The sequence below is a fragment of the Mycobacterium sp. NGS16 genome, assembly GCF_059813225.1.
Genome location: NZ_JCALEE010000010.1, coordinates 74,004 through 88,352, shown reverse-complemented (window position 1 = coordinate 88,352; position 14,349 = coordinate 74,004). Strand labels below are relative to the sequence as shown.

Annotated in this window: 17 protein-coding genes; 10 read left to right on the top strand and 7 right to left on the bottom strand. The window is 69.5% G+C overall.

Features of this window, described 5'->3' with window-relative positions; all coding sequences use genetic code 11:
• Nucleotides 1–3: 3 nt before the first annotated feature.
• From AC5Y4Q_RS18895 to AC5Y4Q_RS18885, 3 genes are read right to left on the bottom strand one after another with little or no spacing between them, the layout of a single operon-like run.
• Entirely contained in the window at nt 4–1,923 is a 1,920-nt protein-coding gene (locus AC5Y4Q_RS18895; protein ID WP_125225695.1) for a proton-conducting transporter transmembrane domain-containing protein, read from the bottom strand.
• Nucleotides 1,924–1,937: 14 nt separating this feature from the next.
• The gene (locus AC5Y4Q_RS18890; RefSeq protein ID WP_125225690.1) at nt 1,938–2,411 is read right to left on the bottom strand and encodes an NADH-quinone oxidoreductase subunit B family protein; all 474 of its coding nucleotides are present in this window, start codon (nt 2,409–2,411) and stop codon (nt 1,938–1,940) included.
• Nucleotides 2,408–2,737, bottom strand: coding sequence for an ArsR/SmtB family transcription factor (locus AC5Y4Q_RS18885; RefSeq protein ID WP_109535768.1), 330 nt, complete (start codon nt 2,735–2,737; stop codon nt 2,408–2,410). The genes AC5Y4Q_RS18890 and AC5Y4Q_RS18885 overlap by 4 nt, the downstream gene beginning before the upstream one ends.
• A 177-nt stretch (nt 2,738–2,914) precedes the next feature.
• Here AC5Y4Q_RS18885 and pyrH point away from each other — a divergent pair, with 177 nt between their 5' ends.
• Genes pyrH through rlmN form a run of 4 tightly spaced genes read left to right on the top strand, consistent with a single transcriptional unit; the run spans nt 2,915 to nt 6,263 of the window.
• Nucleotides 2,915–3,664, top strand: coding sequence for a UMP kinase (pyrH, locus tag AC5Y4Q_RS18880; RefSeq protein WP_064923999.1), 750 nt, complete (start codon nt 2,915–2,917; stop codon nt 3,662–3,664).
• Between the two features lie 42 nt (nt 3,665–3,706).
• Nucleotides 3,707–4,264 (top strand): ribosome recycling factor, encoded by a 558-nt coding sequence (frr, locus tag AC5Y4Q_RS18875; protein WP_064923998.1) that lies wholly within the window; start codon nt 3,707–3,709, stop codon nt 4,262–4,264.
• A 22-nt stretch (nt 4,265–4,286) separates the two neighbouring features.
• Nucleotides 4,287–5,144, top strand: coding sequence for a phosphatidate cytidylyltransferase (locus AC5Y4Q_RS18870; RefSeq protein ID WP_064923997.1), 858 nt, complete (start codon nt 4,287–4,289; stop codon nt 5,142–5,144).
• Between the two features lie 24 nt (nt 5,145–5,168).
• Entirely contained in the window at nt 5,169–6,263 is a 1,095-nt protein-coding gene (rlmN, locus tag AC5Y4Q_RS18865; RefSeq protein ID WP_125225689.1) for a dual-specificity RNA methyltransferase RlmN, read from the top strand.
• Nucleotides 6,264–6,269: 6 nt separating this feature from the next.
• On the opposite strand, the gene AC5Y4Q_RS18860 is transcribed toward rlmN, so the two are convergent.
• The 4 genes from AC5Y4Q_RS18860 to AC5Y4Q_RS18845 form a co-directional block, all read right to left on the bottom strand.
• Nucleotides 6,270–6,521 carry a DUF2631 domain-containing protein gene (locus AC5Y4Q_RS18860; protein WP_125225688.1) on the bottom strand — a complete coding sequence of 84 codons (252 nt, stop codon included), beginning with the start codon at nt 6,519–6,521 and terminating at the stop codon, nt 6,270–6,272.
• A 51-nt stretch (nt 6,522–6,572) separates the two neighbouring features.
• Complete coding sequence (locus AC5Y4Q_RS18855) at nt 6,573–7,187, bottom strand: TetR/AcrR family transcriptional regulator (protein ID WP_064923994.1); 615 nt, start codon at nt 7,185–7,187, stop codon at nt 6,573–6,575.
• A 4-nt stretch (nt 7,188–7,191) separates the two neighbouring features.
• Complete coding sequence (locus AC5Y4Q_RS18850) at nt 7,192–7,326, bottom strand: hypothetical protein (protein WP_268967041.1); 135 nt, start codon at nt 7,324–7,326, stop codon at nt 7,192–7,194.
• Between the two features lie 95 nt (nt 7,327–7,421).
• Nucleotides 7,422–8,498 carry an oxygenase MpaB family protein gene (locus AC5Y4Q_RS18845; RefSeq protein ID WP_064923992.1) on the bottom strand — a complete coding sequence of 359 codons (1,077 nt, stop codon included), beginning with the start codon at nt 8,496–8,498 and terminating at the stop codon, nt 7,422–7,424.
• 169 nt (nt 8,499–8,667) lie between these two features.
• Between AC5Y4Q_RS18845 and AC5Y4Q_RS18840 the strand changes: the two genes are divergently transcribed.
• From AC5Y4Q_RS18840 to AC5Y4Q_RS18815, 6 genes are read left to right on the top strand one after another with little or no spacing between them, the layout of a single operon-like run.
• The gene (locus AC5Y4Q_RS18840; RefSeq protein ID WP_064924050.1) at nt 8,668–9,507 is read left to right on the top strand and encodes an AraC family transcriptional regulator; all 840 of its coding nucleotides are present in this window, start codon (nt 8,668–8,670) and stop codon (nt 9,505–9,507) included.
• Entirely contained in the window at nt 9,488–9,862 is a 375-nt protein-coding gene (locus AC5Y4Q_RS18835) for a VOC family protein (RefSeq protein ID WP_234786428.1), read from the top strand. The genes AC5Y4Q_RS18840 and AC5Y4Q_RS18835 overlap by 20 nt, the downstream gene beginning before the upstream one ends.
• Before the next feature lie 19 nt (nt 9,863–9,881).
• Nucleotides 9,882–11,063: a 1-deoxy-D-xylulose-5-phosphate reductoisomerase gene (gene dxr / locus AC5Y4Q_RS18830; protein WP_109535767.1), complete on the top strand. Its 1,182-nt coding sequence runs from the start codon at nt 9,882–9,884 to the stop codon at nt 11,061–11,063.
• A complete protein-coding gene (locus AC5Y4Q_RS18825; RefSeq protein WP_064923989.1) occupies nt 11,060–12,277 on the top strand; it encodes a M50 family metallopeptidase in 1,218 nt (405 codons plus the stop codon). The genes dxr and AC5Y4Q_RS18825 overlap by 4 nt, the downstream gene beginning before the upstream one ends.
• Nucleotides 12,278–12,290: 13 nt before the next feature.
• On the top strand, nt 12,291–13,442 hold the full coding sequence (gene ispG, locus AC5Y4Q_RS18820; RefSeq protein WP_064923988.1) for a flavodoxin-dependent (E)-4-hydroxy-3-methylbut-2-enyl-diphosphate synthase: 1,152 nt from the start codon (nt 12,291–12,293) through the stop codon (nt 13,440–13,442).
• 27 nt (nt 13,443–13,469) lie between these two features.
• Entirely contained in the window at nt 13,470–14,321 is an 852-nt protein-coding gene (locus AC5Y4Q_RS18815; protein ID WP_064923987.1) for a GNAT family N-acetyltransferase, read from the top strand.
• Nucleotides 14,322–14,349 lie beyond the last annotated feature (28 nt).

Genomic DNA, 14,349 nt, shown 5'->3' with positions numbered 1-14,349 from the left:
CGGTCATCGCGCCACCAGCAGGGCGATCAGCACGCCCAGCGCGCCGTAGGCCAGGTACAGGTGCACGCTGCCGGTGTGGGCGCGCCGGACCAGCTGCGCGGTCGCGGCGAGGGCCTTCAGTACCGGGGCATACCAGCGGTCCTCGATGACGTCGGCGGACCGCGCTCGATAGGCGATCCGGTCGACCACATAGGTCGGCGCTGCCGGGCCGCTCACCTCGACACCGGTCTCGAAGCGCAGCACATCGTCGAAGACCTGCTGCAGGGGTTGGGCGAAGGACGTCGCGGTGTATTGCATGCGCGGGGTCAGATCGTCGGCGCCGCACGCCCACAGCGGCACGGTGGCCGGGTCGGGACGATGCCGCGAGCGCCACCGGGCGCCGATCGACACCAGTAGGACGGCGGCGGCCAGGGTGGTGGCCAGCACGCCCGGGGCGATGGAACCGTGCAAGCCGGGCAGCTGCAGGAACACCCCGAGCGTCGGGGCGTCGGTGAACGTCAGCGCGTCGAGCACCCGGTTCAGCATCGGAGCCACCGCACCGGGGGCGACGGCCAGCACCACACAGGCGGCCGCGGGCAGCGCCATCGCCGCGATCATCGTGACGGGGGATTCCCGCGCCGACGCAGCGGCGTCGGTGCGCGGGCGGGCCAGGAATCCGATCCCGAACGCCTTGACCATCGCGGCCACCCCCAGTCCGGCGGTCAGCGCCACCGCCGCGACCGCCAGCGGCGTCACCAGCGCGATGGTGGCGTCATGGCCGGGCCGGGCGTGCATCAATGACTGCAGCAGCAGCCATTCGCTGACGAAGCCCGCGCCCAACGGCAATCCGGCGGCGCCGAGCGCGGCCACCCCGAACAGCGCGGTGGTGACCGGCATCCGGCGGGCCAGGCCGCCGAGCCGGTCCAGGTCGCGCAGGCCGGTCGCGGTCAGCACGGATCCGGCCGCGAAGAACCCGAGGCTTTTGAACGCACTGTGGGCGATCAGGTGCAGCAGCGCCGCGGTGAGCGCCACCGCCGCGGCCGGCCGTGATCCGGCGCCCGCCAGCAACATCGCGGCGCCCAACGCCAGGGTGATCAGCCCGATGTTCTCCGTCGTCGAATAGGCAAGCAGCCGTTTGAGATCGGTGGCCACCGAGGCCTGCAACACCCCGTACACCGCCGACGCGCCACCGGCGATCAGCAGCGCCAACGCCCACCAGCGCGGACCGGGCCCCAACAGCTGCAGGTCGATGCGGATGATGCCGTAGACACCGAGATTGACCATGGCGGCGCTGAGCAGCGCCGAGACCGGGCTCGGCGCCTCCGGGTGCGCCCGCGGCAGCCAGGCGTGCAACGGCAGCAGCCCGGCCTTGGAGCCGAAACCGATCAGGGTCAACACGAACACGGTGTGGCGCACGCCGTCGGGCACCGTGCCGATTCCGCTGAAGTCGTCACCGGCGGCCGCCGCCAGGATGACCATCCCCAACAGCAGCGTCACGAAGCCCAGCTGTGTCATGACCGCGTAAATCAGCGCGGCCGAGCGCACTTCGCCGCGCTGCGCATCGGTGAGCACCAACACCAGCGACGTCAGCGCCATCAGTTCCCAGGCGAACAGGAACGTGGTCACCGAGCCCGCCGCCGGGACGGCCAGCAGCGTGCCGACGAACACCGGCAGCGCCGTCAGCGGAATGGCACCGAACCGCTCGCGACGGCAGTAGCCGATCCAATACAGGCCGGCCGCCACCGCCACCGCGCCGGTCAGCACCATGAAAAAGCCGCCGACCGGCTCCACCCGCAGCTGCACGCCGGCCAGCGGAAGCAGCCAGCCGATCCGGACCGCCGGCACGGCACCGAACACGCCGGTCAACCCGACACCGACTCCGGCGGCGCCCACTCCGATCGTCGTCGCACCACTGAGCAACGGGCCAACCGCGTTGCGACGCATGGGGTGGGGCTCAGTCACCTTCCGGTCACCGACCGGAGCGCGGCGACGATCTGGTCGGGAGTGGGCGGGCAGCCGGGAATCTCGACGTCCACCGGCACGATCTCACCGACAGCGCCTACCGTTCCGTAGGCCTGCGCGAACACCCCGCGGTTCAGCGCGCAGTCACCGCAGGCGATGACCCGCCGCGGCTTCGGCGTGGCCCCGACGGTGTTGCGCAGCGGTTCGGCCATATTGCGGGTGACCACCCCGGTGACCAGCAGTGCGTCGGCGTGCCGGGGGGACGCGACAAGCCGGGCGCCGAACCGTTCGGCGTCATACACCGGGCCGAAGGCCCCGGCGATCTCGATTTCGCAGCCGTTGCACGATCCGGCGTCGACATGGCGGACCTGCACCGAGCCGGACAGCCCGCGGGGCGGGTCAGCGGGCGGGCGGGCGCCGGCCGGTTCGGTGATGCGGCCGAGCCGCAAGATCCTGCTGAGCCAGCTCATCGGCCGGCCCGTAGATCGTCGAGAATCGCGATCTGATCGGCCAGCAGTCCGGTCAGCGCCTTGCGCGCCACCGCGAGCAGTTCGGTGATCACCGGTGAGGCGATGGAGTAGACCACTGTGTTGCCCTCCTTGGTCGCCATCACCACGCCCGCGCGCCGAAGCACGGCCAGCTGCTGGGACAGGTTGGACGCCTCCACGCCGATCTCGGGAAGCAGCTCGCCGACGGTTCGATCGCGTTCGGCGAGTAGCTCCAGTACCCGGATCCGGGTCGGGTGACCCAGCGTCTTGAAGAATTCGGCCTTCACCTGGTGCAGCGAGTTCGGCACGGGCCCACCATAGCAGCAGAAAGCCATCAATTGAAAAATTTTTCATCTGTTGTGATGTTGCGCGGTCTGGGTCTCGACCCCGGGCACCCTTTGACCGGCCCGGTAGGGCAGGATGACAGGTGCCGTCGCGACCGATTTCCGCGATGGCGCTGTCATGCGCGGAGCCCGAGGAGCCTGATGACGGAGCCGACGAGTACCGACCGGGTCTCACCGACCGGCCGCCCCCATTACTCCCGGGTGCTGCTCAAACTCGGTGGGGAGATGTTCGGCGGCGGGCAGGTCGGGCTTGACCCCGACGTCGTCGCCCAGGTCGCCCGCCAGATCGCCGAAGTGGTCCGCGACGGCGTGCAGGTCGCGGTTGTCATCGGCGGCGGCAACTTCTTCCGCGGCGCGCAGCTGCAGCAGCGCGGCATGGAGCGGATGCGCTCGGACTATATGGGCATGCTCGGCACCGTGATGAACAGCCTTGCGCTACAAGACTTCTTGGAAAAAGAAGGCATCGACACCCGGGTGCAGACCGCGATCACCATGGGGCAGGTCGCCGAGCCCTACATTCCGCTGCGCGCCCAGCGGCACCTGGAGAAGGGGCGGGTGGTGATCTTCGGTGCCGGCATGGGGCTGCCGTACTTCTCCACCGACACCACCGCCGCCCAGCGAGCGCTGGAGATCGGTGCCGAGGTGGTGCTGATGGCCAAGGCCGTCGACGGGGTGTTCACCGAGGATCCGCGGGTCAACCCCGATGCCGAACTGCTGACCGCGATCAGTCACCGCGAGGTCATCGACCGCGGGCTGCGGGTGGCCGACGCCACCGCGTTCAGCCTTTGTATGGACAATGGCATGCCGATCCTGGTGTTCAACCTGCTGACGGACGGAAATATCGCGCGGGCGGTCGCGGGTGAGAAGATCGGAACACTGGTCACCACCTGAGAAGTGGGGTACCACCCGCTTGCGGGGGAGAGGACGGCACAGATGATTGACGAGGCGCTCTTCGATGCCGAAGAGAAGATGGAGAAGGCCGTGGCGGTGGCTCGCGACGACCTGGCGACCATTCGCACCGGCCGGGCCAACCCGGGAATGTTCTCCCGGATCGTCATCGACTACTACGGGTCGCCCACCCCGATCACCCAGCTGTGCAGCATCAACGTGCCCGAGGCACGGCTGGTGGTGATCAAGCCCTACGAGGCGTCCCAGCTGGGCGCCATCGAGACCGCGATCCGAAACTCCGATCTGGGCCTGAACCCCAGCAACGACGGTTCGCTGATCCGGGTCTCGGTGCCGCAGCTCACCGAGGAACGGCGCAAGGAGCTGGTCAAGCAGGCCAAGGCCAAGGGTGAGGACGCCAAGGTCTCGGTGCGCAACATCCGCCGCAAGGCGATGGAGGAGCTGCACCGCATCCGCAAGGACGGCGACGCCGGCGAGGATGAGGTCGGCCGGGCCGAGAAGGACCTGGACCGCTCCACCCAGCAGTACGTGAGCCAGATCGACGAACTGGTCAAGCACAAAGAAGGCGAGTTGCTGGAGGTCTAACGGCCGTCAGCAGTCAAAACCCGTGACAGACAACGACACCGGTGCAGATACCGGTCACAAGCAGTCGCGGGCGGGACGCAATCTCCCCGCCGCGATCGTCGTGGGGGCGGTGCTCGGCGGGCTGCTGGTCTACACGCTGCTGTTCGCCCCGCGCTTTTGGGTGCTGATCCTGGCAGTGGCCACTCCGATCGCCACCCACGAGATCACCCGGCGGCTGCGGGAAGTCGGCTACGACGTGCCGTTCCTGCCGCTGGCGCTCGGCGGCCAGGCGATGCTGTGGCTGTCGCTGCCGTTCGGAGCCCGCGGAGTGCTCGGCGCGTTCGGTGCCACCGTCGTGGTCGCCATGATGTGGCGGCTGGTCGACCAGGGGCTGCACCACGCCCCGGTCAACTACCTGCGGGACATGTCGGCGATGATCCTGATCGCGGTCTGGGTGCCGCTGTGCATGAGCTTCGCGGCCCTGCTGGTCTTCCGCGACGACGGTCCGGGCCGGGTGCTGTGCCTGCTGTTCCCGGTGGTCTTCTCCGACATCGGCGGCTACGCCGTCGGTGTGCTGTTCGGCAAGCATCCGATGGCGCCGGCGATCAGCCCGAAGAAGTCCTGGGAGGGTTTCGCCGGATCGCTGGTGCTCGGTGTGGCCGCGGCGGTGTTCGCGGTGACGGTGTTCCTCGGCCGGCCGTGGTGGGTGGGACTGCCGCTGGGGCTGCTGCTGGTGTTCACCGGGGTCTTCGGCGACCTCATCGAGTCGCAGGTCAAACGCGACCTGGGCATCAAGGACATGGGCCGGCTGCTGCCGGGCCACGGCGGGATCATGGACCGGCTCGACGCGCTGCTGCCCGCGGCCGTGGTGACCTGGATCGTGCTGACCGTCCTGCCCTGAGCCGCGGGCATACTGAAACGGATCATGAAGCCACAGCTGGTATTCACCGCACCGCGACGCGCCCTGCCGCCGCGGCACCTGGCCGACCTCGACCCGACCGGCCGCGCCGCCGCCGTCGCCGAACTGGACCTTCCGGCGTTTCGGGCCAACCAGCTGGCGAACCACTATTACGGCCGGTTGAACGCCGACCCGCAGCAGATGACCGACCTGCCGGCCGCGGTGCGCTCCGCGGTGGCCGACGCGCTGTTTCCCACCCTGTTGACCGCCGCCAGCGAGATCGAATGCGACGCCGGCGAGACGCGCAAGACGCTGTGGCGCGCCCATGACCACACCAAGTTCGAGTCGGTGCTGATGCGCTACCCGCGCCGCAACACCGTCTGCATCTCCTCGCAGGCCGGCTGCGGCATGGCCTGCCCGTTCTGCGCGACCGGCCAGGCCGGGCTCACCCGCAATCTGTCCACCGCCGAGATCCTCGAGCAGGTCCGCGCCGCCGCCGTCGAACTACGGGATCGTGATCACGGTCGGCTCTCCAACATCGTGTTCATGGGCATGGGGGAGCCGCTGGCCAATTACGCCCGGGTGGTGGCCGCCGTCCGCCGGATCACCGCGCCGCCACCCAACGGGTTCGGCATCTCGGCGCGATCGGTGACGGTGTCGACGGTCGGGCTGGCCCCGGCGATCCGCAAGCTCGCCGATGAGGGGCTGGGCGTGACACTGGCGCTGTCGCTGCACACCCCCGATGACGAGCTCCGCGACACCCTGGTGCCGGTCAACAATCGCTGGAAGGTCGCCGAAGCGCTCGACGCCGCCCGCTACTACGCCGATGTCACCGGCCGGCGGGTGTCGGTGGAATATGCGTTGATCCGCGACGTCAACGACCAGCCCTGGCGCGCGGACCTCTTGGGCCGCAAGCTGCACCAGGCGCTCGGCCAGTTGGTGCACGTCAACCTGATTCCGCTCAATCCGACACCCGGCAGTGACTGGGACGCCAGTCCCAAACCGGTGGAGCGGGAGTTCGTCCGGCGGGTGCGGGCCCAGGGCGTGGAATGCACCGTGCGCGACACCCGGGGCCGCGAGATCGCAGCCGCCTGTGGCCAGTTGGCGGCCGACAGCCAGTAGTGGGGTTCAGCGCAGCCAGCCGCGCTTGCGGCCGATGATGTCGCGCGCCACGACGAACAGCGACAGCGCGGCGAACCCGAGCAGGAAATAGTCTTCGACGTGGCCGATGTGGTTGCCCCGCAGCATCAGCAGCAGGAACCCGACGATGCCCAGGCCGACGATGTGCCAGGTGCGGTAATTGATCGCGCTCCAGCCCCACGCCGCGGACGGCACCTCGGCGGTGTCAACACCATGGCGCTCCACTTCGGTACTGGACACTTCGACTCCTCACATTCACCCGGGTGACTGCGCAACATTCTGGCATACCGCCTAGATCGCAAACGTCCGGTAGGCGGCGCGGCCGACGATCTCGGCCAGGCTCTCCGGCGTCCACTGCTGCTCGGCATCGAGCAACATGCGGGCGGCGGCTTCACCGATGGCCAGGAACACCTCGGTGAGCGCGGCCAGCGTGCGCTCGGACTGTGCGCGCTGTTTCAGCAGCGGCCGCATCACCGTGGCGACCCGCTCGGTGAGCCGGGCCCGGCCCGAGACGACGGCGGCCGCCAGCACCGGGTCCTGGTCGGCGGTGAAGATGATCCGCCACGACGCCGGGCGCTCACGCACGGTGGACAGGAACGCGCAGAAGCCCGCGACGAACCGGTCCTCGACACTGCCGGCCCGCTGCGGCGGCAACTCGGCGAGCAGGCTGGTGAGCATCAGCTCGGTCTCCCGGTCGAGCAGTGCGGCCAGCACCTCGCCGCGGCCGTCGTAACAGGCGTACACCACCGGGCGGGTGACCCCGATGCGCTCGGCGATGGCCGCCATGGTCACCCCCGCGACGCCGTGGTCCGCCGCGATCTGCAAGGCGGCGTCGAGCACCTGCGGGCGACGGCGCTGTGGACCGAGATGCTCGGCGCGGGACCGGTTGGCGGCGGGTTCCGGCACCGGTTCAGCGTAGTTGGATATCGGCGATGATCAGTACCGGCCAGGCGACGATCTCGCCGAGAACGGAGAACACCTTGTCGGCGCCGCGGACCTCGCCCAGGTGCTGGTAATGGCTGCCGGCCCAGAACACTCCAATCACCAGCTAGACGCCGAGCAGCACCCATCCCAGGACGGCCAGGTAGAACAGCTGGCGGATGCTCAGCCGGCGGTCCAGCAGCTGCTGCAGCTCGCCGGTCATCGGATGCTTCCCAGGATCGGCTGGGACTCGATGAGCCCCTCATCGCTGGGTGCCAACCCTTCACCGAAGACCCGGTTGGCCTGCTTGGCCCGGAAGTCCAGGTGGGCCTGCGCCGGCACGGCGTAGCCGAAACGCTGTTGGGCCTCGCGCGGTGTCGTGGTGACCGGGTCGAGCGGCCGGATCGAACGCAGCACCCGGGTGCCGATCGGCAGCGTCATCGGTGAGATCAGCCGCAGCAGCATCAACTGCACGCGCGGGCTCAGGCTCAGCAAGGTGAACGCGGCACTGAGCGGGGGCACGATCAGCGCGTCGAGCAGCCGCGAGGTGCCCACCCCGCCCAGCCGGCGCATCCAGCGCGGCATGGTCGCCAGCGTGCCGCGGCGCAGGAAGGCGGTGATGACCAGCGTGGCCGGCCACAGCAACCGCGGCAGCGACGGCGGCAGGATCACCTCGGCGTGCAGCAGGTGGGCCATCGCGCGCCGGGCGATGTCGGAGTTGATCAGCTGCGGGCGCATCTGCTCGAAGTACGCGCGGATGCCTTCCCGGGTGCGCGGCACGTCGGCCGGGTCGAGGGTCTGCAACTCGGCCGCCTTGGCGCAGTCGGCCCAGTAGGCCGCTTCCTCGTCGGCCGAGAGCGGGCCGGGCCCGTACTTCTCGTAGGCGTACAGGATCGAGTGCCAGGCGGTGAGATGGATCCACAGCTGGGCGGCGGGGTCGTTGGCGTCGTAGTGCGCACCGGTGACCGGGTCGACGCCGATGGCCTTGGAGTGGATCCGCACCAGCATGTCGGCGGCCTCGACGGTGGTGCGGCTTTCGCCGAAGGCCACCATCGCGAAATAGCGCAGGGTGCGGTCGTAGCGGGTCCGCGGCCGGTCGTAGATCGCCTGGGTGTGGTCGACGGAGGCGACCAGCCCGGGGTCGAGCTCCTCGATGACCACGGCGCGCTGGAAACCGATCGACAGTGAGGTCGGGTAGCTCCACACCTTCCAGGTCACCGAGTCGGGGCCGAAGAATCCGTAATCCTCGGCGGGCTCGGCATCGGGCAGGGACAGCCATTGGCGCAGGGTGCTCACTTCGTCCGCCTTTCAGATTTCCTACAGTGTGTAGGATTCTGCATCGGGTGACTTGAGCCGTCAAGGGCCGGGTTACGGCGCTACGGTGGGCGCCATGGCCGCTGATGCCGCGCCGCAGATCTGGGATTTCGTGGTGGCTCCGCCGCGCTCCGCGCCGGGCGTGACGTCGATGGTGGGCTACCGCGCGCTCGACGTCCCCGACACGGTGCACCGGGGGCTGCCCTCGTCGACCTTGACCTTCATCGTCAGCCTGGACGACGGCGTGGAGGCCGCCGACACCGCCGAGGCCCTGCCGGCGGCCCGGCCGCATCCGGTCATTCTCGGCGGCCTGCACCTGCAGGCCAGCCACGTGCGCCAGCGTCGCGGCCAAGCGGGCATCCAGGTCGCCCTGCATCCGTTGGCCGCGCGGTCGGTGTTCGGCGTGCCGGCGGCGGAGCTGAGCGTGACCGACTTCGACGCGCTGCCGATGCTCGGCCGCGGCGCGCAACAGCTGCATGAGCGGGTCGCCGACACCCGCCACTGGTCGCAGGCGTTCGCCTTGCTGGCCGACTACTTGACGACGGGCAGCCGCGGGCGCCCCAGCGCCGTGCGGCCCGAGGTCGCCTACGCTTGGCATCTTCTCGAGCGCAGCCGGGGGCGCGCTTCGGTCACCGCGATCGCCCAGCGGGTCGGGCTGAGCCAACGGCATCTGACCACGCTGTTTAACCGCGAGGTGGGCCGCACCCCGAAGACCGTCGCGCTGCTGATGCGCTTCGAATACGCCACCGCCCGGATGGCGGATGCGGCGCGCCGACGCCGGCGGGTCGACCTCGCCGGTATTGCCGGTGACGCCGGCTACGCCGATCAGGCGCACCTGACCCGCGAGTTCGTGCGGTTCGCCGGGGTGCCGCCGGGGATCTGGCTGTCCGAGGAGTTCCGGAACATTCAAGACGGTGGCCACCCGGTGCGCTCAGAGTGGTGCCATGACAACTTCGAATCCGACTGTTTGGTTGACACTGCAAGCGCATGACGCGCCGGGGCTCATCGACTACTACGTCGAGACGTTCGGCTTCGTCGTGACGGCCCGACACGGCGTCGACGGCGGCACCATCGAACACGCCGAGTTGGTCTGGCCCGAAGGCTGCGGCGGCATCATGCTCGGCAGTCACAAGCCCGGCAAGGTGTGGTGCCGCGAACCGGGCACTGCGGGCGGCTACGTCGTCACCAGCGACCCAGACCGGTTGTACGAACGCGTGCTGCAACACCAGGCCGAGGTGGTGCAGCCCCTGCGCGACACCGATTACGGGGCCCGCGAGTTCACCGTCCGCGACCCGGAGGGCAACTTGTGGAGCTTCGGTGACTACAGCGGGGAACCGCCGAGCTGATCTCGGGCACAATGGGCAGGTGAGTGTGTCTGCGGCGGGCCGCACCAGAGTTCTGCTGTTGGGCTCGACCGGTTCGATCGGCACCCAGGCGCTGCAGGTCATCGCCGCCAACCCGGACCGCTTCGAGCTGGTCGGGCTGGCCGCCGGCGGCGGCCACCCGGAACTGCTGGCCGCCCAGCGCGCCGAGACCGGCGTCACCGATATCGCTGTTGCCGACCCACGGGCCGGCGAAGCGCTCGGCGCCCCCTACCGCGGACCCGACGCCGTCACCCGGCTGGTGCAAGAGACCGAAGCCGACGTGGTGCTCAACGCCCTGGTCGGTGCCCTCGGACTGCGGCCCACCCTGGCCGCGCTGGCGACCGGGGCCCGGCTGGCCCTGGCCAACAAGGAATCCCTGATCGCCGGCGGGCCGCTGGTGCTGGCAGCCGCCGCGCCGGGCCAGATCGTGCCGGTGGACTCCGAACACTCCGCGATCGCGCAGTGCCTGCGGGGCGGCACACCCGACGAGGTCGCCAAGATCGTGCTGACCGCCTCCGGCGGACCCTTCCGGGGCTGGTCGGCGTCCGAGCTGGCGCACGTTACCCCCGAACAGGCCGGCGCCCACCCGACCTGGTCGATGGGGCCGATGAACACGCTGAACTCGGCGTCGCTGGTGAACAAGGGGCTCGAGCTCATCGAGACCCACCTGCTGTTCGGTGTGCCCTACGACCGCATCGACGTCGTGGTGCACCCGCAGTCGATCGTGCACTCCATGGTCACCTTCACCGACGGCTCGACGATCGCCCAGGCCAGCCCGCCGGACATGCGCCTGCCGATCGCGCTGGCGCTGGGCTGGCCGGCCCGGGTGCCCGGCGCGGCTGCGGCCTGCGACTTCACCTCGGCGTCCAGCTGGGAATTCGAGCCGCTGGACGATGCGGTTTTCCCGGCGGTTCAGCTGGCCCGCCACGCCGGTCAGACCGGCGGCTGCATGACCGCGGTCTACAACGCGGCTAATGAAGAAGCGGCGGCGGCCTTTCTGGCCGGGAGGCTCAGATTTCCCGCCATCGTCGACACCATCGCCGAGGTGCTGGCCGCGGCCGACCAGTGGGCCGCCCAACCCGCTACCGTGGACGACGTACTCGATGCGCAGCGCTGGGCCCGGGAGCGGGCAGCCCGTGTCGTCGAGGCGATAGCGATGAGAAAGGTCGGAAGCACCCGATGATGTTCGCGGTCGGCATCGCGCTGTTCGCGCTGGCCATCCTGGTGTCGGTGGCGCTGCATGAATGCGGCCACATGTGGGTGGCCCGGGCCACCGGCATGAAGGTGCGGCGTTACTTCGTCGGCTTCGGCACCACCTTGTGGTCCACGCGCCGCGGCGAGACCGAATACGGCCTCAAGGCGATCCCGGCCGGTGGCTTCTGTGATATCGCCGGCATGACCGCGGTGGAGGAACTGGCGCCCGACGAGGTCGACCGCGCCATGTACAAGCAGAAGACCTGGAAGCGGGTGGCGGTGCTGTTCGCCGGGCCCGGGATGAACTTCATCATCGGCCTGGTGCTGGTCTACACCATCGCGGTGATCTGGGGGCTGCCCAACCTGCACGCGCCGACCACCGCCGTCATCGGCGAAACGGCTTGTGTGGCACCGGAAGTCGTCAAAGGCGAGCTGGGAACCTGCTCGGGTCCCGGCCCGGCCGCGCTGGCCGGCATCCAGTCCGGCGACGTGGTGGTCAAAGTCGGTGACACGCCGGTGTCGACCTTCGAGGAGATGGCTGCGGCCGTGCGCAAACAGCACGGGGTGACGCCGATCGTCGTCGAGCGCGACGGCGCCACCCTCACCAAGTACGTCGACGTGACTCCCACGCAGCGCTGGATCGCCGACGGCCCCGACCGTGAGGCCGTCCCCAGCACCGTCGGCGCCATCGGCGTCGGCGCCGCCCAATTCGGACCGACCCAGTACAACCCGGTCACCGCGGTGCCGGCCACGTTCGCCTTCAGCGGTGACCTGTCGGTGCTGCTGGGCAAGTCGCTGGCCAACATCCCGTCCAAGGTCGGTGCGCTGATGCACGCGATCGGCAACCCGCACGGCGAGCGCGACCCGGAGACCCCGATCAGCGTGGTAGGCGCGTCGATCATCGGCGGCGACACCGTCGACCATGGGCTGTGGGTGGCGTTCTGGTTCTTCCTGGCGCAGCTGAACTTCATTCTCGGTGTGCTCAATCTGGTGCCGCTGCTGCCGTTCGATGGCGGGCATATCGCGATCGCGGTCTACGAGAAACTCCGCAACATGGTCCGGTCGGCCCGCGGGAAGGTCGCTGCTGCGCCGGTGAACTATCTCAAGCTGATGCCGGCCACCTACGTAGTCTTGGTAGTGGTGGTCGGCTACATGCTGCTCACCGTGACCGCCGATTTGGTCAACCCCATCAGACTGTTTTGACAGGAGAGCCCTCATGAGCGTCGGCCTAGGTATGCCGGCGGTGCCGGCGCCCACCTTGGCGCCGCGCCGTAAGACGCGCCAGCTGATGGTCGGCGGCGTCGGGGTGGGCAGCGACCACCCGATCGCGGTGCAGTCGATGTGCACCACCAAAACCCACGACGTCAACGCGACTCTGCAACAGATCGCGGAGCTGACCGCCTCCGGCTGCGACATCGTGCGGGTGGCCTGCCCGCGTCAGGAAGACGCCGATGCGCTGGCCGAGATCGCCCGCAAGAGCAAGCTGCCGGTAATCGCCGACATCCACTTCCAGCCGAAGTACATCTTCGCCGCGATCGATGCCGGATGTGCCGCGGTCCGGGTGAACCCGGGCAACATCAAGGAATTCGACGGCCGGGTCGGCGAAGTCGCCAAGGCGGCCGGCGCCGCCGGTATCCCGATCCGGATCGGCGTCAACGCCGGTTCGTTGGATCAGCGGTTCTTGGCCAAGTACGGCAAAGCCACCCCCGAGGCGTTGGTGGAGTCGGCGCTGTGGGAAGCGTCGCTGTTCGAGGAACACGGCTTCGGCGACATCAAGATCAGCGTCAAGCACAACGACCCGGTCGTGATGGTGGCCGCCTACGAGCAACTGGCCGAGCGCTGTGACTACCCGCTGCACCTGGGCGTCACCGAAGCCGGCCCGGCGTTCCAGGGCACCATCAAGTCCGCTGTGGCGTTCGGTGCGCTGCTCTCCCGCGGCATCGGCGACACCATCCGGGTCTCGCTGTCGGCGCCGCCGGTGGAAGAGGTCAAGGTCGGCAACCAGATCCTGGAGTCGCTCAACCTGCGTCCGCGGGGCCTGGAGATCGTGTCGTGTCCGTCGTGCGGCCGGGCGCAGGTCGATGTCTACACGCTGGCCAACGAGGTCACCGCCGGGTTGGAGGGCATCGACGTCCCACTGCGGGTCGCGGTGATGGGTTGTGTGGTCAACGGTCCCGGTGAGGCGCGCGAGGCGGATCTGGGCGTGGCGTCCGGCAACGGCAAGGGTCAGATCTTCGTCAAGGGCGAGGTGATCAAGACGGTTCCGGAGGCGCAGATCGTGGAAACCCTGATCGAGGAGGCGCTGCGGCTCGCATCAGAAATGGGCGAGGGATCCCCCGGCGGTTCACCGACCGTCGCCGTAAGCTGAACGCACCAGTACGCGGAAGGAGTCACGATGTCGGCTCCGCCGGATTTCCGTCTCGATCAGCGACGGGTGTCGGTCGTCCGCGATGCCGCGGCGGTCTGGCGGGTGCTCGATGCGGATCCGGTCGGCTCCTGCATGGTGGCCGCGCGGGTCGCTGACCATGGTGTCGACCCCCGCTCGATCGGCGGTGAGCTGTGGACGCGCGGCGGCGCGGACGAGTCGCTGTGCTACGCCGGGGCGAATCTGATCCCGCTGCGCGGGGCGCCGGCCGACCTGACCGCCTTCGCCGACAAGGCGGTCAGCTCCATCCGCCGCTGTTCGTCGCTGGTCGGCCGGGCCGAGTACGTGCTGCCGATGTGGCAGCGCCTCGCCGACGTCTGGGGCCCCGCCCGTGACGTGCGGGAGAGCCAGCCGCTGATGGCGCTGAGCACCATGCCGGGCTGCCCGATAGATCCCGAGGTGCGCCAGGTGCGCCCGGACGAGCTCGACGCCTACCTGGTGGCGGCCGTCGACATGTTCATCGGCGAGGTCGGGGTGGATCCGCGGGTCGGTGACGGCGGCCGGGCCTACCGCCGGCGGGTGGCCAACCTGATCGCGGCGGGCCGAGCCTGGGCCCGTTTCGAGCGCGGTGAGGTGGTGTTCAAGGCCGAAGTGGGTTCGCAGTCGCCGACGGTCGGCCAGATCCAGGGTGTCTGGGTGCATCCAGAACGACGGGGGCGCGGGCTGGGCTCCGGTGGCACTGCGATGCTGGCCGCGGTGATCGTCGGCACCGGGCGGATCGCCAGCCTGTACGTCAACGATTTCAATGCGGTGGCGCGCGCCGCCTACGAGCGGGTGGGCTTCACCCAGGCCGGAACGTTCGCCACGGTGCTGCTGGACTGAGCTCTCGGTGTGCCTCCGCGCGCCAACC